At 62.8% G+C, this 22,650-nt stretch carries 18 protein-coding genes and 1 tRNA gene; 11 read left to right on the top strand and 8 right to left on the bottom strand.

All coding sequences use genetic code 11. The features are described 5' to 3' along the window. Positions 1-89: 89 nt before the first annotated feature. The 4 genes from GC425_RS05420 (at position 90) to GC425_RS05405 (ending at position 5,893) form a co-directional block, all read left to right on the top strand. Positions 90-293, top strand: coding sequence for a cold-shock protein (locus GC425_RS05420; protein ID WP_151842910.1), 204 nt, complete (start codon positions 90-92; stop codon positions 291-293). 305 nt (positions 294-598) lie between these two features. Beyond that, complete coding sequence (gene topA, locus GC425_RS05415) at positions 599-3,640, top strand: type I DNA topoisomerase (RefSeq protein ID WP_257822332.1); 3,042 nt, start codon at positions 599-601, stop codon at positions 3,638-3,640. Between the two features lie 128 nt (positions 3,641-3,768). After that, positions 3,769-4,689: a CoA transferase gene (locus tag GC425_RS05410; RefSeq protein ID WP_151843580.1), complete on the top strand. Its 921-nt coding sequence runs from the start codon at positions 3,769-3,771 to the stop codon at positions 4,687-4,689. A gap of 46 nt (positions 4,690-4,735) precedes the next feature. After that, entirely contained in the window at positions 4,736-5,893 is a 1,158-nt protein-coding gene (locus GC425_RS05405) for an acyl-CoA dehydrogenase family protein (RefSeq protein WP_151843581.1), read from the top strand. A 22-nt stretch (positions 5,894-5,915) separates the two neighbouring features. Here GC425_RS05405 and GC425_RS05400 read toward each other — a convergent pair whose 3' ends face one another. Continuing rightward, positions 5,916-7,460, bottom strand: a complete 1,545-nt coding sequence (locus GC425_RS05400) for an adenylate/guanylate cyclase domain-containing protein (protein WP_151842914.1) — start codon at positions 7,458-7,460, stop codon at positions 5,916-5,918. A 50-nt stretch (positions 7,461-7,510) separates the two neighbouring features. Between GC425_RS05400 and GC425_RS05395 the strand changes: the two genes are divergently transcribed. The 6 genes from GC425_RS05395 (at position 7,511) to GC425_RS05370 (ending at position 12,928) form a co-directional block, all read left to right on the top strand. Continuing rightward, the gene (locus GC425_RS05395; RefSeq protein WP_151843582.1) at positions 7,511-8,779 is read left to right on the top strand and encodes a DNA polymerase III subunit delta'; all 1,269 of its coding nucleotides are present in this window, start codon (positions 7,511-7,513) and stop codon (positions 8,777-8,779) included. A gap of 100 nt (positions 8,780-8,879) precedes the next feature. Then, positions 8,880-8,952 (top strand) — tRNA-Thr (locus tag GC425_RS05390). Between the two features lie 405 nt (positions 8,953-9,357). Then, positions 9,358-9,555, top strand: a complete 198-nt coding sequence (locus GC425_RS05385; RefSeq protein WP_151843583.1) for a hypothetical protein — start codon at positions 9,358-9,360, stop codon at positions 9,553-9,555. Positions 9,556-9,980: 425 nt separating this feature from the next. Beyond that, positions 9,981-11,069 carry an ABC transporter substrate-binding protein gene (locus GC425_RS05380; RefSeq protein WP_151843584.1) on the top strand — a complete coding sequence of 363 codons (1,089 nt, stop codon included), beginning with the start codon at positions 9,981-9,983 and terminating at the stop codon, positions 11,067-11,069. 41 nt (positions 11,070-11,110) lie between these two features. Then, the gene (locus GC425_RS05375) at positions 11,111-12,169 is read left to right on the top strand and encodes an iron ABC transporter permease (protein ID WP_192930336.1); all 1,059 of its coding nucleotides are present in this window, start codon (positions 11,111-11,113) and stop codon (positions 12,167-12,169) included. A 3-nt stretch (positions 12,170-12,172) separates the two neighbouring features. Then, positions 12,173-12,928 (top strand): ABC transporter ATP-binding protein, encoded by a 756-nt coding sequence (locus tag GC425_RS05370; RefSeq protein ID WP_151843586.1) that lies wholly within the window; start codon positions 12,173-12,175, stop codon positions 12,926-12,928. Between the two features lie 19 nt (positions 12,929-12,947). Here the strand turns inward: GC425_RS05370 and GC425_RS05365 are convergent, their stop codons facing one another. Next, entirely contained in the window at positions 12,948-14,066 is a 1,119-nt protein-coding gene (locus GC425_RS05365; protein WP_151843587.1) for a YihY/virulence factor BrkB family protein, read from the bottom strand. A 124-nt stretch (positions 14,067-14,190) separates the two neighbouring features. Beyond that, the gene (locus tag GC425_RS05360; RefSeq protein WP_151842349.1) at positions 14,191-16,329 is read right to left on the bottom strand and encodes an acyl-CoA dehydrogenase family protein; all 2,139 of its coding nucleotides are present in this window, start codon (positions 16,327-16,329) and stop codon (positions 14,191-14,193) included. A 78-nt stretch (positions 16,330-16,407) separates the two neighbouring features. Between GC425_RS05360 and GC425_RS05355 the strand changes: the two genes are divergently transcribed. Continuing rightward, positions 16,408-17,730, top strand: coding sequence for an MFS transporter (locus GC425_RS05355; RefSeq protein WP_151843588.1), 1,323 nt, complete (start codon positions 16,408-16,410; stop codon positions 17,728-17,730). Here the strand turns inward: GC425_RS05355 and GC425_RS05350 are convergent. The 5 genes from GC425_RS05350 to GC425_RS05330 are packed head-to-tail and all read right to left on the bottom strand — an operon-like array spanning position 17,684 to position 22,614. Then, complete coding sequence (locus GC425_RS05350; protein WP_151843589.1) at positions 17,684-18,112, bottom strand: DUF2304 domain-containing protein; 429 nt, start codon at positions 18,110-18,112, stop codon at positions 17,684-17,686. The two genes, GC425_RS05355 and GC425_RS05350, sit on opposite strands and share 47 nt — an antisense overlap. A 13-nt stretch (positions 18,113-18,125) precedes the next feature. Next, positions 18,126-18,887: a glycosyltransferase family 2 protein gene (locus GC425_RS05345; RefSeq protein ID WP_151843590.1), complete on the bottom strand. Its 762-nt coding sequence runs from the start codon at positions 18,885-18,887 to the stop codon at positions 18,126-18,128. Positions 18,888-18,890: 3 nt separating this feature from the next. Then, positions 18,891-19,781 (bottom strand): glycosyltransferase, encoded by an 891-nt coding sequence (locus GC425_RS05340; protein WP_151843591.1) that lies wholly within the window; start codon positions 19,779-19,781, stop codon positions 18,891-18,893. Beyond that, positions 19,778-21,133, bottom strand: coding sequence for a hypothetical protein (locus tag GC425_RS05335; RefSeq protein WP_192930337.1), 1,356 nt, complete (start codon positions 21,131-21,133; stop codon positions 19,778-19,780). The genes GC425_RS05340 and GC425_RS05335 overlap by 4 nt, the downstream gene beginning before the upstream one ends. Next, positions 21,130-22,614, bottom strand: coding sequence for a M1 family metallopeptidase (locus GC425_RS05330; RefSeq protein ID WP_151843592.1), 1,485 nt, complete (start codon positions 22,612-22,614; stop codon positions 21,130-21,132). Before GC425_RS05330 ends, GC425_RS05335 begins: the two co-directional genes overlap by 4 nt. Positions 22,615-22,650: the final 36 nt, after the last annotated feature.

Genomic DNA, 22,650 nt, shown 5'->3' with positions numbered 1-22,650 from the left:
AGGTTGCGCGGTCAAACGTGGCAAGATGGACAACGTCTCCACCTCCGCAAGGGATTTCGGAGATTCTCCAACAGTTAGGTAAGAACATAATGGCACAAGGAACCGTGAAATGGTTCAATGCAGAAAAGGGCTTCGGCTTCATCGCACCAGACGATGGATCTCATGACGTTTTTGTGCACTACTCCGAGATTCAGGGCGGCGGTTTCCGCTCCCTTGAAGAAGACCAGCGCGTTGAATTTGAGGTCGGCGCTGGCTCCAAGGGTCCTCAGGCTCAGAGCGTGACTGCTCTGTAGTCTCCCGCTCATCGTGTGAGGACACACGAGCAACAGGCCACGCCCACCATCCCGGTGGGCGTGGCCTGTTGCTATGTCTTCGGCTACCCCGCGTGTCCCACCACGTGAAATCGTGAAAAGAGCAGGTCAGCACCCCATGAGAGGGAGAGGCCGAGGGGGGAACGGGGTAACACGATGGTGAGGGAAAATGTATTGCTTAGCATTTTCGGTTATTGTGACGGCCAAGAGTGCGTGTGAAGTGCATGCAATATATAAGGAAGAAAACTCCTTCAGTTCCGCACGGTGAGGAAGAGTGAGCCACCCATATGGTGAAGCGACTAGTAATTGTCGAGTCTGCAACGAAGGCCCGCAAGATTCAGCCTTATTTGGGCGATGACTACATCGTTGAGGCCTCTGTGGGCCACATTCGTGACCTGCCGCGCGGCGCCGCCGACGTGCCCGCCAAGTACAAGAAGGAACCCTGGGCGCGCCTGGGCGTGAACGTGGATAAGGGATTCGAGGCCCTGTACGTGGTCAGCGCTGACAAAAAGAAGAAGGTCAGCGATCTGAAAGCCAAGCTCAAGCAGGTCGACGAACTGTACCTGGCAACAGACCCCGACCGTGAGGGCGAGGCCATCGCCTGGCACCTGCTGGAGGTGCTCAAGCCGAAGGTTCCCGTGCGCCGCATGGTGTTCCACGAGATCACCAAGAGCGCGATCCTGGAGGCCGCGGAGAATACCCGCGAGCTGGACTATGATCTGGTGGATGCCCAGGAGGCCCGCCGCGTGCTGGACCGTCTGTATGGCTACGAGGTCTCCCCGGTGCTGTGGAAGAAGGTCATGCCGCGCCTGTCCGCGGGGCGTGTCCAGTCCGTGGCCACGCGTGTGATCGTGCAGCGTGAGCGGGAGCGCATGGCCTTCGTCTCCGCGAACTACTGGGACCTGTCTGCGGAATTAGCACTGGGGGCGGACGCGCTCCGCGTCGGCCAGGAGAGTGACCACACGCAGGATCCGCGCTCCTTTGAAGCCAAGCTGGTGAGCGTGGATGGCAAGCGCGTTGCCCAGGGCCGCGATTTTGATGACGACGGCGCTCTGAAGACGGACGCCGTGGTGCTGAACGAGGCCCGGGCTCATGAGCTGGCGGAGGGCCTGAAGGACCAGCCGATGGCCGTGCTGTCGGTGGAGGAGAAGCCTTACACGCGCCGCCCATACCCACCCTTTATGACCTCCACGCTGCAGCAGGAGGCCGGGCGGAAGCTGCGTTTCACGTCGGAACGCACGATGCGCATCGCCCAGCGCCTGTACGAAAACGGTCACATCACCTATATGCGTACGGATTCCACCACGCTGTCCCAGGCGGGTATCGACGCCGCGCGCGCCCAAGCCAAGGAACTCTACGGTGCGAAGTTTGTGGCAGATGCGCCACGCCAGTACTCCCGTAAGGTCAAGAACTCCCAGGAGGCGCACGAGGCGATCCGCCCTGCCGGCGAGACTTTCTCCACGCCGGGTCAGCTGTCCTCCCAGCTGGATGCCGAGGAGTTCAAGCTCTATGAGCTGATCTGGCAGCGCACCGTTGCCTCCCAGATGGCCGACGCTCGCGGCACCTCCATGAAGGTGACCATCGGTGGCAACAGCGCCGGTGGGGATGCTTGCGAGTTCTCCGCAACGGGCCGCACCCTGACCTTCCCGGGCTTCTTGAAGGCCTACGTGGAGGTGTCCCAGAACGCCGAGGGCCGCGACGTAGCCGATAACGCGGAAAAGCGTCTGCCCGTCATGGCCGCCGGGGACGACCTGGTGGCGCGCACCATCACTGCGGATGGCCACTCCACGAACCCGCCGGCTCGCTACACGGAGGCCTCACTGGTGCGCCGAATGGAGGAGCTGGGCATCGGCCGCCCGTCCACGTACGCCTCGATCATTCGCACCATCCAGGACCGCGGATACGTGCTGCCGCGTGGCAATGCGCTGGTGCCATCCTGGACCGCGTTCGCGGTGATTGGCCTGATGGAGCAGAACTTCGGGGCGCTGGTGGACTACGACTTCACCTCCGCCATGGAGGACGAACTGGACGCCATCGCCACTGGTGATGAGAATCGTGAGGCCTGGCTGAAGGCGTTCTACTTCGGCGATAAGGACCGCCCGGAGGGCCCGACCGCCGCGATTCCTCGCCAGGGCGGGCTGCAGCAGATCGTGGGGGACCGCCTGGAGAGTATCGACGCCCGCGCGGTCAATTCCCTCCACCTGTTCAACGACGATAACGGTGTGCCGATCGTGGTGCGCGTGGGCCGCTATGGCGCGTACCTGGAGCGGATCATCCCCGCTGCGTCCTCCGAGGACGGGGCGGAGCCGACAGTGCAGCGCGCGAACCTGCCGGAGTCCATGACGCCGGACGAGCTCACGCTGGAGGAAGCCGAGCGATTGTTCGCTACCCCTCAGGGGGGACGCGAGTTGGGTGTGAACCCGGCGTCGGGTCGAAAGATCGTGGCGCGCGAGGGGCGCTACGGCCCGTACGTCACTGAAATCCTCGGCGAGGATGAAGAGGCGACGGTCGCCGCGGAGGCGGAAAAGACGTGGGAGGCGGAACGCGACCAGCAGGACGCCGAGCGCGCCGCCGAAGGCAAGAAGCCGCTCAGCCGCGAGACGAAAACCGCGCAGAACCAGAAGGCCAAGCGGGTCAAGGAGATCGTGGAGGAGACGCTGAAGCCAAAGACCGCGTCCCTGTTCCAGACGATGGAACCCGCCACGGTGACGTTGGAAGAGGCACTGAAACTGCTGAGCCTGCCGCGCGAAGTGGGCACGGACCCATCCGATGGCGAGGTCATCACCGCGCAGAACGGCCGCTATGGCCCGTACCTGAAGAAAGGCAACGATTCCCGCTCGCTGGGCAGCGAAGAGGAATTGTTCACCATCACGCTGGATCAGGCGCGCCGCATTTACGCGGAGCCGAAGCGACGCGGCCGTGCTGCCGCCCAGCCGCCACTGAAGCAGCTGGGCGACAATGACGTCTCCGGCAAGCCCATGAGCGTGAAGGACGGCCGCTTCGGCGCCTACGTCACGGATGGAGAGACCAACGCCTCCCTGCGCAAGGGCGATACCCCGGAGACGATGACGGATGCCCGTGCCAACGAGCTGCTGTCCGAGCGACGGGCTAAGGAAGCCGCCGATGAGGCCGCGGGGAAGACCACGAAGTCCTCCCGGAAGAGCACGAAGAAGGCGGCGAAGAAGGCCGCGAAGAAGGCCGCGAAGAAGACCGCGAAGAAGGCCGCGAAGAAGACCGCGAAGAAGGCGGCCAAGAAAACGGCGAAGAAGTCCGCCACGAAGTCTGGCGCGCCCACGCTGACGAAGCGGACCATCTCGCGCTCGCACTAGCAGCTGGTTAACGCCGCGGCTCGCGGGGAGAACGGCGGCGGCTCGCGGGGAGCTGGTTGGAAAGCTGAGGAAAAGGAAATTTTCTGATTTCCCCACCTCAGCTGCCGGCACATTGCTACCGTCAACCTATGACTGATGTGCCGAACGCGGTGCCAGCCTTCAACGTGGTCACCCTGGCCCCCAACCTTCCAGGACCCATCGCAGCAAAACGCTTTGCCCACCTGGGCGCCCACGTCACCAAAGTGGAAGGCCCAGGGCCCGCTGCTGACCCCATGAAAGCCCAAGCACCCGCCTACTACAAACACCTCACAGCAGGCCAGAAGGTCGTGGAGCTAAACCTCAAGGACCCCCACGGGATCCAGGGCCTCCACGAGCTTCTGGCAGACGCCCACCTTCTCCTCACCAGCTCCCGCCCCGCCTCCCTCGCCCGCCTCGGGCTTGGCTGGGGCGAGCTCCACGAACGCTACCCCCACCTGGTGCAGGTCGCGATCGTGGGACACGGTGGCGAACACGCCGATCAAGCCGGCCACGACCTGACCTACGAAGCCCACGCTGGAACCCTGCCCCTGGGCCCTGATAACACCCCGGTCATGCCGCCGGTTCCCCTCGCCGACCTCGCCGGGGCCGAACGGGCAGTCTCCGAAGGCCTGGCGGGCCTCTGGACCGCCACCAGCACAGGAGTGGGGTCCTACCACGAAGTGGGCCTAGCTGACATGGCCGAAGAGTTCTCGGACGTCGCCCGCTGGGGGCTGTCCGGACCCGGCACCTTCCTCGGCGGCGCGCTGCCCCAATACAACCTCTACCAGGCCAAAGACGGCCAGTGGGTGGCCGTCGCCGCACTCGAACCCCATTTCCTCGCCGCCTGCGCCGAGGTTATGGACTTTGGCGACGCCCAGCCTTCCATGGACGCAGGCCCCACGTTCGGCCTCCAGCACCGTCACTACCAGCACGCCATCGCGCAGAGGACGGCGGCGGAATGGGACGCTGTGGCGTCGGAGAAAAATATCCCCATCGCGGCAGTTCGGCACCATACGCAGCCCACGAAGTAGCCGCGTCACCCCATCAACAGATTCACAACAATCAAGGAGACAACACATGTCCGCACTCGATGACCACCGCAGCCCCTGGATGAACGAGGAACTCGACAGCCTCCGGGAACTCGCGCACGAGTTCTTCGCGCGCGAAGCCGCCCCACACCAGGAACGCTGGATCCAGCAAAAGCACGTTGACCGCGAATTCTGGAACAAAGCCGGCGAAGCAGGCCTGCTGTGCCTGTCCATTCCGGAAGAATACGGCGGAGGCGGCGGCCACTACGGCCACGAAGCTGTGGTGATCGAGGAACAAGCCCGCATCTTCGACACCTGCTGGGGCAACACCATCCACTCGGCCATCACCGCCCCCTACATCGTCCACTACGGCACCGAAGAACAGAAGAAGAAGTTCCTGCCCAAGGCAGCCACCGGCGAGACCGTATTCGCCATCGCCATGACAGAACCCGGCGCAGGATCGGACCTGCAGGGCATCAAGACCACCGCCCGGCTGGACGGCGACGAATACGTCATCAACGGATCCAAGACCTTCATCACCAACGGCGCGCAAGCCGACGTGATCCTGACCGTGGTGCGCACGGGCGACGAAGGCTCCGGTGCCAAGGGCATCTCCCTGATGCTCGTGGAAGCAGATCGCGAAGGATTCTCCCGCGGCCGAGTGCTCGACAAGCTGGGACTTCGCGGACAGGACACCGCCGAGCTGTTCTACGACAACGTCCGAGTACCAAAGGAGAACCTGCTCGGCGGCGAGGAAGGACAAGGCTTCTACCAGCTGATGCAGCAGCTGGGGCAGGAACGCCTGGGCATCGCCGTGGGATGCATGGGAGCCATCGAGGCCTCCCTGCGCGAGACCATCGCCTACACCAAGGAGCGCACGGCGTTCGGCCGATCCATCTTCGACTTCCAGAACACCAAGTTTGAGCTGGCCGAGTGCGTGGCGGAGGCCATGGCTGTGCGCACCCTGGTGGACCTGTGCATCTCTGAGCTGATTGCGGGCACCCTGGATCCCGCGCGTGCGTCCATGGCGAAGCTGATCGCCTCGGACAAGCAGGCGGTGATTATCGACCGCTGCCTGCAGCTGCACGGCGGCTACGGCTTCATGAATGAGTACCCCATTGCCCGTGCCTACGCGGATGCGCGCGTGCAGCGCATCTACGGTGGCACGAATGAAATCATGAAGGAGCTGATTGCGCGGTCGCTGTAAGCGGCTGCGTACTCGCTGCGGCTTACTCGCCGTCCCGATCCGCCAGGGTCGGGCGGATCGGGCGGGCCAGCTGGGTCATCTCCCGGCGCCCGCGCAGCTCCACGGACTTCAGCAAGGTCCAGCGCGCCTGCTCCGCCTCGTTCGCCTCCCGCAGGGTGGCGGCGGTGGTGAGGCAGCGGCCCGGGGTGTCCTTAGCCAGGTCCGTGATGCGGGCCGCGGTGTTCACTGCGTCGCCAATGACCGTGTACTCAAAGCGGTCCTTCGCGCCAATGTGCCCGGCCACCACGGTGCCCGCGGCCACGCCGATGCCCGCTTCGAACTCCAAGTCCTTCAGCTCCGCCCGCAGCTCACGGGCGGCGGCCATCGCGTGCCCCGCCACGTCGTCGAGGGGGAGTGGCGCGCCGAACATCGCCAAGGCGGCGTCCCCTTCGAACTTATTGATGATTCCTTTGTTGCGGTGCACCACGTCCACCACGCGGTCGAAGAACTCATTCAACGCCTTCACCACGTGCTCTGGTGTGTTCTCCTTCGCATAGCTGGTGGATCCCACAACGTCCACGAATAACACAGCTGCGTGCCGCGTTTCGCCTCCCAGCTCTGGCTTTTCCTCCAGGGCACGCTTAGCCACCTCGGTGCCCACGTAGCGCCCGAAGAGGTCAGAGACGCGCTGGCGTTCGCGCAGCCCGCGCATCATCTCGTTGAAGCCAGCCTGGAGCACGCCGACCTCCGAGGAGTCATAAATCCGCACCACCGTGTCCACGGAGCCGCGGCGCACGTTGTTGATGGCGTATTGGAGCTCCCGGATAGGGTCCGCGATGGACATACCGAACAGGTACGTGCCGAACATGCCGCTGATGAGCGTGGTGCCCGCCAGGGCGATCAACGCCGGGCGCACGTTGGGGCTCCAACCGGGGGCGGCGGAGGCGAAGAACCCGCTGTCATCACCCCACAGGACGAGCAGCATGCCCACCACGGGCACGGCGGTGGTCAGCGCCCACGTGAGCATGAGCCGGCGGCCCACCGGCAGGATCTTGGAGTGATCCGGCGCGCCGGCCATGAGGGCCCGGGCGGCCACAGGACGCACCAGGCGCTGTGCCTCCATGTACGTCATCAGCTGCACCATCAGGCCGCCGAGCACACCCGTGATCGCCACGGCGATGGCCCACTGGGTGGTCTGATGCGCGGCCACCACGGTAAACATCGCCACGCCGATGCCCCACAGCACCGCACCAGTCACGGTCTGCAGGGTAGGGATGCGCAGCACCAGGTCCCGCATCATGTTCGGGTCGTAAGCGCTGGGGTTGCGCTGCCAGCGCAGCACCGGCGCAAAGAAAATGAGTGTGGTGATCACCCCGGCCACCAACGCGAACGCGAAATACGCCGCGTAGAGCGTGGCGGTGGTGGTGTTAATGTCCGTCACCAGCTGCGCGCTGGGCAGCGGCATGAGGAAGCGCAGGAACGTCGCCACGCCCATGGCTCCCAGGCCGTTGGTGAACAGAATCGTCAATGCGTACAGGGGCCATGCGGTCTTCATGGACCATTTCAGGTACTGGACGAATTGACTCATGTTCCTAAGCCTAGCTGACGATGTAGGAGACCAAGACTAGACTGTCGAGTGTGACTGACACTGTATTCAACGGCATCACTTCCCCCAGCGTGCGGGAGGTCGTGGAGCGTGCCGTTGCCGACCCGCGGGCGATGACACACTCGTGGCTGTTTACGGGGCCACCTGGTTCCGGGCGCACTGTCGCAGCGAAGATTTTCGCCACGGCGTTGGTGTGTCCCCAGGGCGGATGCGGCACCTGTGAGCAGTGCCGGAGCGCTCACACCGACTCCCACCCGGATATCGTCTGGGTGCGGACCGAGGGGTCGATCATCCCCGTGGCGCAGATCCGCGAGGTAGTTCGGCAGGCGGCGACGTTGCCATCGGTGGCACGGCGTCGGGTCATCATTGTGGAGGACGCGGATCGGCTGAACGAGCAGGCGGCGAATGCGTTGCTGAAGTCCGTGGAGGAGCCCAGCGAGCACACGGTGTTCATCCTGTGCGCGCCATCCACGGATCGGCACGATATTGCCATTACGCTGCGGTCACGCTGCCGCCACGTGTACGTCCCCACCCCGTCGATGGAGGCCGTGAAATCCGTCCTTTTATCCGACGCCCAGCTCACCCTCACAGAGGAACAAGCCCACTGGGCGGCCTCCGTGGCTGGGGGCCATATTGGGCGCGCGCGGCACCTGGTGCGGGAGGAGAAGGCGCGAGCGAAGCGGGCCGCTGCGCTGAAACTGCCGGGGATGATCTATGAGCCGGCGGGGGCGTACGCGTTCACGGCGGAGCTGGTGAAACGAGCGGAAGAGGAGGCCGTGAGTTCCTTGGCTGCTGTGGAGGCGCGGGAGATCGCGTCGCTGGAGGCGTCCCTGGGTGTGGGAACGAAGGGGCGCGGGGCTGCGAAGCTGATGCGTGGGTCGAAGGGACAGTTCGACGAGCTGGAGCGGGAGCATAAGCGCAGGCGTGCGCGGCAGACGGCGGACTTCTTGGATCTGGCGCTGATTGATGTGGCGGGGTTGTATCGGGACGCGATGATGTTGGCGGTAGGGGCGGTTGTTGGCGCTGGCGCTGATGGCGTGGCGCCAGACGGCGGAGCGGACGTTTCCAGCGCTGGCGGTGCTGCACAGGACGGAAAGGTGCAGCCGGTGGGCGGTTTCCAACACCCGGATATGGAGGGCACCTCGCGGGAGCTGGCGCGCCGGAACTCCCCGGAGGCGTTGCTGCACTGTATTGATGCGGTGATGGAATGCCGGGAGACGCTGAACTCCGGCGTGAACGTTCCCGCCGTGGTGGCGCTGAATGCGCTGGCGGGGCGTCTGCGTGAGTGCTGTTCTTTGTAGGTGTCTACCAGGGGTTTCTGTGGCTGTGGATGTCCGTGACCCGGGTGGTGACGGCTGGTTTTGTACGTAGGGGAGTGTTTCGGCTAGACTATGCTGGCACGCCGCTTTAGCTCAGTCGGCAGAGCGTTTCACTCGTAATGAAAAGGTCGCGAGTTCGATTCTCGCAAGCGGCTCCGTTGAAGGCCACGTCCAAGGACGTGGCCTTCGTGCATGTGAGGCATGGATCACGGGGGCTATGCGGGTTATGAGTGCTTACTGCCAGCATGGCTGACAACGTCACCAGCCGGTGATGATGAAGCGTCCGCCGGTGGCATAGCGCTATCGCCGAAGACCACGGTCGGGAGAACGCTAAAAGTCTGTAGCGATCAAACTTGATGTTCTGGTGCTCTACTAACGAGAGGCCACTATCATCCTTTGGTTGTTGGGACGGCTAGCTTAGGGTACACTTAATTTATGCAACTTCTTTAGGGCAGTAGTATCAAGTTCTAAAAGCGTGCACTTTGTATGTGAAAGCATAGTGGAGCAGGTATGAGTGTGATTATGGCGGTCGTTGAGAGTGTAAACCAAGGAGTTTCAGAATGATAAAAGATAACACGCTGACACAATTTTTTACAAAATTAGCGATTTCTGTAGCCCTGTCGTTTGTTGTCTATCTGTGCCTTCATTTTTTAGGGGTTCAAGACGGAGTTAGTGGTGGCATTTCTGCTTCCGTGGCGGGGTTTTCGTTTGTTTTTCTTCTTCACATGCCTCCTCAGCGTGGCGCGCCAAACAAATAATAAGTAGCCCTCCCTTGATGTGCATCGATTCCGGCGGCGCTCACTGAGCGATTCTTTGAAAAAATTGCGTCAGTGACGCGGTCCAGTAGTCACAGGGCGGAAAAGGATGTCTCCGTATAAGGATAATTCCTATTGCAAATGAAACCTTGTTCATAACCTTCACGACGGATCACCCCCAAATTTTGGTACCTATTCCCACCACGCACTCTGTTCTGTAAGCTAACCCTGCCCTAAATTGACGTTTGGCTTTGTTTGGTCCGCAGATGGGCCATGTTGAAGTACACAGGATGGAGTACGCACGTATGTCTTTGCGTTTAGTAAGCAGTCCGCGACGATGGACTGCAGCATTGTGTTCATTGTTGTTTGCGGTGTCCCTGGCCGCCTGCTCAGGTGGGACGGGTTCGGACCCTGCAAGCAGTGAGGCTATGTCCGGAAGTGACACCAAGGCAGGCTTCCACGTCACGGACGTGGCCGGGCGCGACGTGGCTTTTGAGAAGCGCCCAGAGCGTATCTTGCTGGCAGAAGGTCGCGGACTGTTTGCCACCTCGCTGCTGAATAAGGATGAGCCGCTGCACAACGTGGTTGCGGTGGGTAATGACTTCCACAGTGCCGCACCGAGCTACGAGGCCAAGTTTGCGGAAGAAAACGCCGGTTACAAGGACCTGCCACGGGTGGGTCACATCGCCAAGGGGGATGTCACGGTCGAAAACCTGCTGTCCTTCAAGCCGGACGTAGTGGTGATGACCCTCGACCACAAGAAGGCCGCAGAATCCAACGGCTTTTTGGACAAGATGGACCAGGCAGGCCTGAAGTACGTGTTCACGGACTTTAGGCAAAAGCCTCTGGAGAACACCCCGAAGTCCATTGAGGTCTACGGCAAGCTCTTTGACCGCGAGGACAAGGCCGCGGAGTACACGGAGTTCTACACCAAGAAGGTCGAAGAGATTTCCCAGCGTGCGGCGAAGCTCAAGGACAAGCCCACCACCTTCCTGTGGCGTGCTGCTGGCCTGAAGGACTGCTGTGCCACGGTCAAGGAATCCAACCTCGGCGACCTGGTGGTGGCTGCAGGTGGCACCAACCTTGCCGATTCTCTCTTGGACACCGAATCCGGTGACCTCACCCCAGAGAAGGTCGTTGAGCAAAACCCTGAGCACATCATTGCTACCGGTGGATCCTGGGCCAAGGATCCGGATAAGCCAGAGGTCCTGCCACACGTGGAACTCGGTTACGGCGCTTCCCCAGAGACGGCCACTAAGACCTTGAAGGGCCTGCTGGCTACCCCTGGCTTTAACGAGCTGCGCGCACCGAAGGAAGGCGACCTGCACGCGGTCTACCACCAGTTCTATGACTCCCCGTTCAACGTCTTTGCCCTGGAGCAATTTGCCGTGTGGCTGCACCCGGAGGAGTTTAAGGACCTGGACCCGGAGGCGGACTTTGCCGCCTTCCACAAGCAGTGGCTGCCATTTGAGCTCTCCGGCACCTTCTTTGCCACCCTGAACGGCTCCCACAGCTAATGCGCAGGCCTGCTCACTGGCCTGCACAAAAGGAGGCAGCAATGACTCAAACGCTTAATCAAGACGCGATTATTGCGCAGTATCGACGAGCCAGTGCCCGCAAGGTGGCCATCATTGTGACGCTGACTCTGGGAGCAGTGGTGGCCTTTGTGGTGGCTACAATCATTGGCCCAGTGGACTTAAGCGTGCGTGATGTCGCCCAGGGCATCTTCCGTCCGGATAGCGTGGATAGCACCACCCGCACGGTGCTGTGGACTTTGCGTCTACCGGCATCGGCCATGGCGGTACTCATCGGAGCATCGCTGTCGCTATCCGGCGCCCACATGCAAACTATTTTGGACAACCCGCTGGCGGAGCCATTTACCCTGGGCATCTCGGCGGCCGCAGCCTTCGGAGGCGCTGCCTCCATCGTGCTGGGGTGGTCCTTAGTGTCGCACCCGCAGTTTAATCTGGCGGCAGTGGCGTGGGCATCGGCCCTGCTGGCTGTGGCCATCGTGGCAGGTGCGGCGGTGTGGAAGTCCGCTAGTGCAGAGTCGATGATCCTGCTGGGCATCGCTCTGGTCTTCCTTTTCCAGGCCATGCTCTCGTTGCTGCAATACCGCGCCACCACCGAGGCACTGCAACAAATTGTGTTTTGGACCATGGGGTCGCTGCAGCGCGCGAACTGGGCGGCCAATGGGATTATTGCGGCATCCCTAGCCCTGGCCATCCCGTTCACGGTGATTAACGGCTGGAAGCTCACCGCGCTGCGTCTGGGTGATGCTCGCGCCGCGGCACTGGGCGTTAATGTCACTCGCCTCCGGGTATCCACGCTGGTGGTCGCCTCTCTGCTGGCGGCCAGCGCGGTGGCCTTTGCCGGCATCATCGGCTTTGTGGGCCTGGTCGGCCCGCATGTTGCGCGCATGTTGGTGGGTGAGGACCAGCGCTACTTTGCCCCAGCTGCCATGGCTAGTGGCGCCATATTGTTGGCCGGGGCGCACGCAGTGTCTATCAGCATGGTTCCGGGCATAGCGATCCCGATTGGCATTATTACCGCCCTGGTGGGTGTGCCCTTCTTCGTGGGGCTGGTGCTCTTCCGCAAGCGCGGAGCCTGGGGGTAGTCGATGTTAACCATTACAGATCTGCATGTCTCTTATGGTCGACGCCAAGTTCTCCGCGGGATCAGCGCTGACTGTGGTGAGCCCGGGACGGTCACCGGCCTTGTGGGACCCAATGCTGCCGGCAAGTCCACCCTGGTTAAAGCCGTTGCAGGGGTGTGCCCCGTTGCCTCAGGCCAGGCCCAGGTGGAGCTCGACGGCACTGTTTTGAAGGGCCGGGCTCGCCAACGCGCGCTGGGCTATGTGCCCCAGGATGTGCTTTCCAGCGCGAGCCTTACGGTTTTTGAGTCCGTGGTCATTTCTGCCCGCGGTGCCGTCGAGGACCCCTTGACCGCCAGTGCCGAGGCCCTGGAACGGCTGGGCATAGCCGGCCTGGCGCAGCGCAGTGTGCGTGAGCTCTCCGGTGGACAGCGCCAGCTCGTGGCCGTGGCCCAGATGTTGGTGCGACGCCCCCACGTGCTGCTGCTGGATGAGCCCACCTCCGCCCTGGACCTGCGCCACCAGGTTGAGCTGCTGCAGCTCACCCGCCAGGAAGTCCGCAAGCGTGACGCCGTGGCTCTGGTGGTCTTGCACGACCTCAACCTGGCTGCGCGGTACTGCGACCAATTGCTTGTGCTTGCCGATGGCCAGGTGGTTGAGCACGGCACTCCCGCCCAGGTTCTGCGGGCCGACCTGCTAGAACAGGTCTACGGCCTGCGGGCCCGCGTGCTCGATGATGAAGGCACACCCGTGGTGTGCCCCGTCGCCACGGACATGGGCTAGGCGGCCGAGGCTTCGCGCGTCACAGCTCCTTCTGGAACGTCTCGGCGGACTCCTTCAAAGACTCTTCGAGTTTCACCAGGTCCTGCAGCGCCGCCTCGGATCGCGGCGGCGCCACGATCATGACCGAGGAGTCTAACCCCGCCTGAAGTTCCCGGGCCCGGGTGATCTCCGCATCCAACTTCAATCCCAGGAGAAGGAGAGTGTTCGCGATCACCAGGCCGATGAAGCCGGCAATAAGGCCACCCAGCGCTCCATAGGACCCCACGTTATAAAAGTTCTGCCAGTACACCCGCACCAGCAGTCCCACTGCGGTGATGGACACCAACGCGAACACAGAACCGCTGGTCAGCCAACGCACGCGCCCGTAACGGACATTGGGTGCGAAGTGGTACAGCAGGGCGATCAAGATGATCGAGGCGCCGAAAATCACAGGCCAGCGCACATACACCCATACCGGCAGGAACGTATCCAGGATGAAGGCGCTGGCGCTTTCAATATGCAACGGCTCGGAGAACCTTCCCAGCAGCGGCTGCAGAATATCTTGACTGAAGAAAAACGCGATGGCGATCATCACCAACCCGATCACCAGGGCAATGGTCAGTCCCCACATGGTCAGCCACGTCCGGACAATGCTGCGCCCCTCGGCCCGCCCATAGAGGCCATTGGCATTGCGAGAAAATGCGCGCACATAGGCCGAAGAGGAAAACAGCGCGAAGAGTACGGACACAACCAGCGCAATGAGCGATTGCTGCGTGGATCCGATGATCAGGGAAATGGCGCGGTGGGCATTGCCCTCGAAATTATCCGGCACGTTGGTGCTGATGAAGTCGTTCGTGATGTCCGTGACCTGCTCCTTATTGTGGGAGAGCACCAGGGTGACGATGGAATAAAACGCCGTGAGGGTGGGCACGGTGGTCAGCAGTGTGAAGAAGCTCAGCGTGGCGCCGCGGTCCATTAAGCCGTTAAAGAAGGTCTCCACGAATAATCTGCGGGCGATCAGCGGCCAGGCTTTCCATTGAAGCCGACGCTGAGGCTTGCTGACCTGCCGGTAATACTCCTGAGGCGACAGCGTGGCAATGGTGGAGCCGCCCTCGGCCGGCAGGATGAAGGAGCTTACATCGGAATCTTTCGCGGTCATCGCGCTTTAATCTACCTGCTCGAACAGCGCGGGGGCGGCAGACACACGCCCCGCGCTGCGCTGCCGCGTCGCTGTGCTGGCTGCGCAGAGTCTGCGGTGTGCTGGCTCGGCGGCGCTCAGCGCGCTACTGCTCCTGGCCCTGCGCTGGGTGGGACTTCCACCGTGGAACGGCGTTCTCATCGGTCTGCTGCAGGTTCAGATCCAGCACAGGAGCGGGAACACCAAACGCGTCCACCAACACCTGGGACCACGGTCCCAAAGAATCCACCAGATCGTTCAGAGACGCGCGAGCCTGCTTCGTGCGCTGAGCCGACAGCATGCCCTGCTCCAAGTACCAGGCGGCATTCCTCACCACCAGATCCATGAAGTACACGTCACGAACCTGTTCGAACACCTCGGTGGCTTCCTCCGTGTCCAGGTTGGACTCCGCCTCCAGCAGTGCCTCGAACAAGATGCGGTCGATGTGCGCCTGAGCCACCGTCAGCAGGTGATCCTGGGCGCGGTCCACAATCTTCGCCGCCTCGTCCACTGGCGCCTTCTTCGCCGCACGCAGACGGCGCGCCAGGGACAGCATCAAGCGGTCCTCACGCTCGGTGAGCAGCTTAACCTGCGTCGCTGGGTCAAACAGGGACGTCTCCTCCGAATCGGAGAACGTATCCATCAAGTTCTGCACAATCTTGTCCGCAGCCGTGCGGCGGCGTAACAACGAGCTGAAGTTATCCAAGCCGAAACGCACCATCTCTAGGTTGGACATGGAGCTCAGCTCCTTGGCGAAGCCCGTCATCAGCTCCTTCGCGGCCAGCTGAAGCATCACCACATTGTCGCCCTCGAAGGTGGTGAACACATCCGAGTCCGCCTTAAACGTAGTCAGAAGGTTCTCCGCCATGTAGCCGGCACCACCACACGCCTCACGCATCTCCTGGATGGTGTCCGTGGCATGCGCCGTGTTCGCCACCTTCAACGCCGCTGCGTGCGCCTCCACCTCACGCTGGTTGCTCTGCTGCTCCTTATCGGCCGTCGCAGGATCCAGTCCCAACTGTTCCAGCTCATGTATACGCGCAATCAAGTGGTTCGTCGCCAACTGCAGCGCATACGCGCGCGCCACGCGTGGAATCAGACGCAGGCGATGCTGGCGGTATTCAATCAGGCGCGTTTCTGGGAGGCTGTCATCGGGAGCGAACTGTCGGCGTCGGTTTGCATAGGTCACACCAATCGCCAACGCGGAACGGGCAGCAGCACCCGCAGCAGCACCCACGGTCACACGTCCACGCACCAACGCGCCCAACATCGTAAAGAAACGACGATTCGGGTTCTCGATCGGGGAAGAATAGTTACCCTGCTCATCCACATCACCGAAACGGTTCAGCAGATTCTCACGCGGCACACGCACATTCTCGAAGAACAACGTGCCATTATCCACGCCCTTCAGGCCACCCTTGTAGCCATGGTCGCCAATGCGCACGCCCTCCACGGCCGAGCCATCATCCTCGCGGATACGCACCACGATGCAGTGCACGCCGTGGGACTCCTCCACACCCGGGGTGAACAGCTGGCAGAACACCGCAGCGAAACGGCCATCGCGGGCAGCGTTACCGATGTAGGCCTTCTCCGCGGACCAGGTGGGGGAGTTGATGATGAACTCCTGAGTGTCCGGGTCATAGTGCGCCGTGGTTTCCAGCGACTGCACATCCGAACCGTGGCCGCGCTCCGTCATCGCGAAACAACCCAACGCCTTCAGATTGATCAGATCCTCCACGAGCTGCTTGTGGCGCTCCGTGCCCAAGTTGCCCACGGCGCCACCCCACAGGCCCCACTGCACCCCAGACTTCACCATCAGGGACAGATCCACGTGCCCCAGCATCTCGATGGAGGTCAGGCAGCGGCCGGTCTCGCCCGTGCCGCCCTGGTCCTTGCGGAAGGAATCCTGCGGAAGGCCGGACTCCAAGATTGCCGGCAGCTTGTCCGTGATGTAGGCGCGAGAGTCTTCCAGGTTCAGGTCCACGCGGGGCAGCATGTCTGGATCACTGAGGGTGTCACGCATGATCGCGCGAGCTTCGGGGAAGCTGCCGTCCAACACGGTCTGCAGGTCCTGGGTGACCTGCGCCAGCAGCTGCGGATCCTCCTGGACATTCAGCTTGGCGGGAGCCTTCTGGGAGCGACGCACAGAGCCCTTCGACTGGTTGCCGCGGGTGGAGGCGCTAGTGCTTTTCTCCCCCAAAGGGGTCTGTGGTGAAGAACTAGTGACATTATTATTGTGAGTCATGGCACAAGGTTACATGCGAAACACTACAGTGAGGAAGGCCTGACTAAAATTTAGTTGACGAGGTGGGAGCAAAGATTTATGACACAACACCACGAACAGAGTGACAACAGCAGCAGAAACAACACTGCTGCGGCACATGACACGCCCCAGAATGCGAGCCAGCACACGACCACTGCGAAGCAGCAGCGGCGCCCCAAGAATTACTGGATCTTGGTGGCCTTCGCGGTCTTCATTGTGGCCTGGGGAGGCAACGAATTCACACCCATGATGGTGTTTTACCGCCAGGAACATGTCTTCGGAGCCGTGTTCGTGGAGTCCCTCCTGGCGTGCTACGCAGCCGGAATCGCAGTGTCCCTGCTGCTGTCCGGTCCGCTCTCGGACCGCTTCGGCCGCAAGATCGTGATGCTGCCAGCGCCGCTTATCGCACTGGTCGCCAGCCTGCTGATCGCCGTCGGTGAGGTTAATGAGCCGTTGATTTTCACCGGCCGCGTGCTGTCCGGTATCGCCATCGGTTCGGCCATGACTGCCGGTGGCTCGTGGATCAAGGAGCTATCCAACCCCCGGCTGGATCCCTCCGCGCGCCCCAACTCCGGTGCTAAGCGCGCCACCATGTCCCTGACCGGTGGCTTCGCCCTGGGCGCGGCGTTGGCCGGATCCCTGGCGGAATGGGGGCCAGCGCCGGGCCAGACCACCTACGTCATCCACGCCATTCTTGCCGCCGTGGCGATGTTCGGTTTGCTGTCCGTGCCAGAAACCAGGCAGAGCGCGCACCTGAAGGTCAAGGGCTCCCTGTGGTCTGACCTGCTGGTACCCACTGCTCGCCACCCTCGCTTCCTGCTGGTGGTTCTGCCCATCGCCCCATGGGTGTTCGGTTCCGCCGGCGTGGCCTACGCCATCATGCCGTCCCTGGCCCAGAAGGGCGTGGAGTACCCCATCGCCTTCTCCGCTCTGGTGACGGCGTTGTCCCTGGCCACCGGTTTTATCGTGCAGCAGTTCGTGCACCTCTACACCAGCCCGCGGGATGCCCGCGGTCCGCAGCTCGGACTCGTGCTGGCCTTTATCGGCATGGCCCTGGCGGCCTATGTGTCCGAGAACGTCACCAGCTGGGGTGTGCTGGCCGTGGCTGTTCTCCTGGGACTGGCCTACGGTATCTGCCTGATCTCCGGGTTGGGTGAGGTCCAGCGCCTCGCCGGCCCAGATGACCTGGGTGGACTGACAGCTATTTTCTACACGGTGACCTACATCGGCTTCTTCTTCCCGATGATCCTGCGCCGCCTGAACGACTGGTTCACCTACCCGATGATGCTGGGCTTCGGTGCTGTGATGGCGGCCCTGTTCTTCGTGGTGGTGACGGCTAACTCGAAGAAGTTTCTGCCGGAGAATCCTCAGGATTCCCAGTAGCGCCAGCCTCTGGCGGGACAGTGCTGACCGCGCCAGCCTCTGGCGGGATGGCGTTCTGCAGCGCAATGGAGCGCGCGAGCCGCGCGTAGCGCAGCTCCTGCTCGCGCAGCCGAATGTACGTGGACATCGTGACGAACATGAACGCCACAATCAGTCCGTAGAGCAGCAGATCCGTCCCGCGGGACACCCCCATCCAGCGCGCCACCACGGTCAAGTCGTCGGGACGGATGATAGCCCACACGCTGGCCAGAAGAAACAGCACAAAGCCAATCTTCACGCCTGCCTTGGCGCGCGCCTTGCGTCGGTTTTGGAGGAAGTACAGGACCAGGCCGATCACGGCCACCAGCAGGATCAGCTGAATGAGGGTTGTTCCAATGCTCATAGCTTTTTCTCGATCACGGCAACTTTCTTGCGATAAACCCATCGGCCACGATGTTCACACCGTTGAGGAGGCTTTGCCCCTTGGACATGGAGTATTCCGTGTACAGAATATCGACCGGCTCCTCCGAGACCCGCCACTGATTGTCCACCATCGCCGTGACGAATTCGGAGGCGTGGCTCATGCCGTTCATACGCAGGTTCAGGTCGTCCGCCACGCGCTTGTTGAACACGCGCAGCCCGTTGTGGGCATCGGAGAGTCCCAGCTTGCGCGTGGTGGGGGACAGCAGCACCACGGTCTTCAGCACGATCCGCTTCAGCAGCGGTACTTGGGAGTTGTCCTGCCCGCCAAAACGGGTGCCGGTGATGATGTCCACCTCTTCGGTGCGCAGGCGTTCCAGCATGCGGACGACGTCTTTGACTTGGTGCTGGCCGTCGGCGTCGAAGGTAACGAAGTAACGGGCACCCGGTTGACTTCGCGCGTATTCCACACCTGTTTGGATCGCTGCGCCCTGGCCGAGGTTCACGGGGTGGTTGGTGAGGTGGGCGCCGGCGCGGTGAATCTCTGTGGCGGAGTGGTCGGCGGATCCGTCGTTGACGGCCACGATGTTGGGGAAGGTGGGCAGGGCGTTGCGGATGACGTCGCCGATCACGGTTGCTTCGTTGTAGCAGGGAATGATCAGCCACACGTCGCGGTTGTCGCGCCGGGCGTGGTTGCCCTGGACGTTGCTGCGCCCCGCGGCGGGCTGCTCATGGGAGTGTGTGTCAGTGTGTGTCATGTTTCAGCGGTGGAAGAGGATGCTGTACACGCGTGTCAGTGTTGTTCTGGGGAGCGCGCGGTACAGGCTTCTGGCAAGTAGGTTCAATATAGCCCGTGGCCGGCTGATGAGTCCGTAGCGACGCAGGTTGGCTTGCATGACGCGTTCTGCCGCGAACATATCCTTGCCGGTGCGGCGGTCAAACATGGCCTCCGACGCCCGGAAGTACGTCAGCGGCTCAGGCAGATTGTGCAGGGTTTTCCCGGCGGCGATCATGCGCGCCCACAGGTCGTAATCCTCCATCAGGTGGACGGGCTGGTAACCGCCGACCTCCTCCAGCGCCTCGCGCCGCATCATCACCGAGGGGTGGTTCAGCGGCGAGTTGATCCGGGCGTAGCGCACGATCTGCCGGTGCGTTTCCGGAAGGACGCGGGACGTGGTGCCCATCTGCGTGAGCGTGTGGATTGCGGTGTGTGCGTCTTTATTTTTTATCCACGACGCCCACAGCGCGTCATCAAACTCAGCCACCGATGTTCCCAGGACATCGATGGTGGGGTTACCGCGCAGGAACTGGATCTGCTTCTCGAAGCGGGTGGGGGCGGCGAGGTCGTCGGAGTCTAGGCGCGCGATGAACTCTTCGGTGCAGTGGGGCAGTCCTTCGTTGGAAGCGGCGGCGCTGCCCTGGTTGCGGGGAGTGAATACGCTGTGGGCGGTGCCGCCGGTGGCGGAGTAGGTGGTGGTGAAGTCCTCGATGATGTGGCGCAGGTCCTCTCCGATGGGGCCGTCTGCGACGATGACTACCTGGGCGGCGGGCAGCGTTTGTTCCTGCAGGCTGCGCAAGGCCCAGGTGAGGTCTTCGGGGCGGGTGCGGTGGTAGGTGGTGAGGAGGACGGAGACGGGGGCGAGAGTGGTCATGGTTGTGTGAGGTCCTGGGTGGTCGTGGGGGTGGGTGCGGGTGCTGCTGCAGGTGTGTTTGCGCCGCGGGCGGGTGCTGTGGCGTGCGCTGCTGCGCGCCGCGCTGAGAGCGTGAGCACCGTGAGGTGAACGATCACTCCGATCAGCGGGGCCACGCCGAGTGCCAGGATGGAGCGCCACTCTGGTGTGCCGTCCCAGCTCAGCACCATCACGGCAGCGACGGTGGAGATGATCCAGCCCAGGGAGTAGAGCGCATGCTTATCCGCGGCAAGGGCGGCGCTGCCGGTGATCATCAGCACTGCGGTGGACGCGGAGGCCAGGGTGAGGGCGGCCAGGACCCACTGGTCAGAGATCAGCTCCTCCCGGAAGAACAGGCGCATGATCGGCTGGGCCAAAAAGTAGGCGGCCACGCTGCCCACACCACCCAGCAGAAGAACAGCCGCAATGGGCTTCACGGCCGCCGAGAGGATGGTGTAGCGATTCTTCGTGAAGTGCACAATCAGCGCCGGCTGGAAGCGTTGGAGAGGCACCAGGATCGGGGCACGGGTCAGCGTGACAGCGGTGATGGTGGCGGCCAGTGCGCCGCCGGCCACGGAGGCATCCGTGGTGAACTTCAACAACACGCTGAATCCGGTGATCATGACCGCGTTCGCACCGGAGGCGACCATGGCCTGCAGCACGCGGCTGAGGAAAGGGCGGAAACTCACGTCGGCCCTACGCGGCAGCAACGTGCGCGTGGCTGGAGACAGCGCAAGGACAGCGAGCCACGTCGCCGCGCCCAGCACCGTGACGATGAGGAACGCCAGCAGATCCCACCCCATCCACCAGGCCACGGCCGCCAGCGCCAAGCGGATGCCGGAATCCACGCTGATGAGCACCGCGAAGGCCGTCCAGGCCTGGGCCGCGGACAGCAGGCCGCAGACCGTGGCCTGGAAGGCATAGCTGAGCAGGCCGAGCGCCAGCAGGCCCACTCCCCATCCTTCGAGGTGGGGACTGATATCCGACGCCCACAACGGCCCCGTGGCCAACGCCAAGAGTCCCGTCACGCCAGCAATGATGGCCGTCACCACGAGCGGGCGCGCGGCGGGGGAGGCCTGCGCACCGTGAGTCTGCGCGTTGCGCTCTTGTGCGGACTGGCCCTGCGCGCTGCGACGCTGCGCATCCTGCGCCGCAGTCACCGCGCGCGTGGTCTCCTGCATCAACCCGTCCAGCACACCAGTCAGCGCGAAGAAGAGGCTCCAATAGACCATGAAGGCCTCGTAGCCCGCGGTATCCATCGCGCGGCCAGCAACTGTCAGCACGGCATAGCCGGCAAGTGCCACGAACACCGTGGCGAGCGTCATCGCTTTCATAGGCTGCAGGACTCCCCCGCCGGCAAATCACGCAACGCCTGCTCATCCAGCTCAGGGCGCGGATGATCCGGGGACTCTGGGAAGGCGGGAAGCTGGGGGGAGTGAAGCCAGGCGTCGAATATCATATCGGCAGCATTATCCGACACGTCGCGTAGGCCAGCGACCGTGCGGCGCACCATGTTCTCCCAATCGCTGGTTTCCACCAGTCCCGTGCGGTGGTCGCTGGTCCACTGTGTCAGCAGATCGAAGAAGACCTCGTCGCCCAGCAGTACACGCACAGCATGCACCGCCAGCGCACCCCGCTTGTACACGCGATCATCGAACATGTCCTGCGCGCCGGGATCCACCAGCACCATATCCTGCGGCTTGGCCCGCAGTCCCTGGTAGTGAGCCCACGCGTGATGAGCAGCGGGGATGCCGCGGGAATGCTCGAACCACAGCCACTCCGAGTAGCACGCGAAGCCCTCGTTGAGCCAAATATCTGACCACTCCACCAGACCCACGGAATTGCCGAACCATTGGTGCGCCAGCTCGTGGGCGATGAGGCGCTCGTATGTGCCCTGGCCGTCCGCGTGGTTGCAGCCGAACATGCTCAACGCCTGGGCCTCCAGAGGGATCTCCAGCTCCTCGTCCGCGATGACCACCCCGTACTCCGGGAAAGGGTAGGGGCCGAACATCTGACTGAAGGCCTCCACCATGGTGGTCTGCTGGGCGAAGTCCTTCTGGACTTTTTCGCGTATGTTTCGGGCTTCCGGCGTGCCGGCGGGAAGCCACGCGTACACCGGCACGGTCTTGCGGCCGATCGTCGCGGCGGGCAGCTCGTGGCGCTGGAAGGGGCCCACGTACACGGCGGCGAGGTAGGTGGACATGGGGTAGTTCACCTCGAACACGCGCGTGGTGGACGCGCCCCGGGAGCGTTCGCTGCTGAGCTGGCCCGTGGCAAGGGCGGTGGTGTCCCGGCTGGCCGTGATCGCGATCCGGTAGGTCGCTTTCTCATCCGGGGTGTCATCGCAGGGGAACCAGGAGGCGGCGCCGGTGGGTTGGCCGGCGACCAGCGCGCCGTGGGTGGTTTCCTCCCAGCCCACGTCGCCCCACTGGGAGGGCAGGGGGCGAGGGGTGCCGCTGTAGCGGATGCTGAGGTCGAAACTCGTGTCCTCCGGTAATTCCGCGTCCATCGTGATGTGTAGCTTGTTGTTGCTGTGGCGGAAACGTTTAACCGACGCCCGCGGTCCGCCTCCGTAGACACGGAGGCTGACCTTGGATACCTTCAGCGTGCTTGCTAAGTCCAGGCTGAGCGTGGTGAGCGCCCGGTAGTTCTCGACCGTCAGCACAGCGGTGGCCTGGAGGTGGTTGGGGCCCACGTTGTAATCCAGGTCCAGGGAGTAATGCAGGACGTGGAAACCCAGGTTGTAGTCAATCCCCGTGTAGGGGTCCCGGGGTCCAGAAATGGAAGAGCTGCGATGCGGACGGGAATAAGTCACACATCGCAGCCTAGTGGGCTCTCCGCTGCAGACCAA

The organism is Corynebacterium sp. zg254 (assembly GCF_024701495.1).
In the GTDB taxonomy this organism is placed as follows: Bacteria; Actinomycetota; Actinomycetes; order Mycobacteriales; family Mycobacteriaceae; genus Corynebacterium; species Corynebacterium zhongnanshanii.
This window is presented reverse-complemented; position numbering and strand designations above follow the sequence as displayed.

Excerpts from the sequence above, each read along its gene's own strand:
- GC425_RS05420 (WP_151842910.1), top strand. The coding sequence starts at position 90 with ATGGCACAAGGAACCGTGAAATGGTTCAATGCAGAAAAGGGCTTCGGC.
- topA (WP_257822332.1), top strand. The coding sequence starts at position 599 with ATGGTGAAGCGACTAGTAATTGTCGAGTCTGCAACGAAGGCCCGCAAG.
- GC425_RS05410 (WP_151843580.1), top strand. The coding sequence starts at position 3,769 with ATGACTGATGTGCCGAACGCGGTGCCAGCCTTCAACGTGGTCACCCTG.
- GC425_RS05405 (WP_151843581.1), top strand. The coding sequence starts at position 4,736 with ATGTCCGCACTCGATGACCACCGCAGCCCCTGGATGAACGAGGAACTC.
- GC425_RS05400 (WP_151842914.1), bottom strand. The coding sequence starts at position 7,460 with ATGAGTCAATTCGTCCAGTACCTGAAATGGTCCATGAAGACCGCATGG.
- GC425_RS05385 (WP_151843583.1), top strand. The coding sequence starts at position 9,358 with ATGATAAAAGATAACACGCTGACACAATTTTTTACAAAATTAGCGATT.
- GC425_RS05380 (WP_151843584.1), top strand. The coding sequence starts at position 9,981 with ATGTCCGGAAGTGACACCAAGGCAGGCTTCCACGTCACGGACGTGGCC.
- GC425_RS05375 (WP_192930336.1), top strand. The coding sequence starts at position 11,111 with ATGACTCAAACGCTTAATCAAGACGCGATTATTGCGCAGTATCGACGA.
- GC425_RS05370 (WP_151843586.1), top strand. The coding sequence starts at position 12,173 with ATGTTAACCATTACAGATCTGCATGTCTCTTATGGTCGACGCCAAGTT.
- GC425_RS05365 (WP_151843587.1), bottom strand. The coding sequence starts at position 14,066 with ATGACCGCGAAAGATTCCGATGTAAGCTCCTTCATCCTGCCGGCCGAG.
- GC425_RS05360 (WP_151842349.1), bottom strand. The coding sequence starts at position 16,329 with ATGACTCACAATAATAATGTCACTAGTTCTTCACCACAGACCCCTTTG.
- GC425_RS05355 (WP_151843588.1), top strand. The coding sequence starts at position 16,408 with ATGACACAACACCACGAACAGAGTGACAACAGCAGCAGAAACAACACT.
- GC425_RS05350 (WP_151843589.1), bottom strand. The coding sequence starts at position 18,112 with ATGAGCATTGGAACAACCCTCATTCAGCTGATCCTGCTGGTGGCCGTG.
- GC425_RS05345 (WP_151843590.1), bottom strand. The coding sequence starts at position 18,887 with ATGACACACACTGACACACACTCCCATGAGCAGCCCGCCGCGGGGCGC.
- GC425_RS05340 (WP_151843591.1), bottom strand. The coding sequence starts at position 19,781 with ATGACCACTCTCGCCCCCGTCTCCGTCCTCCTCACCACCTACCACCGC.
- GC425_RS05335 (WP_192930337.1), bottom strand. The coding sequence starts at position 21,133 with ATGAAAGCGATGACGCTCGCCACGGTGTTCGTGGCACTTGCCGGCTAT.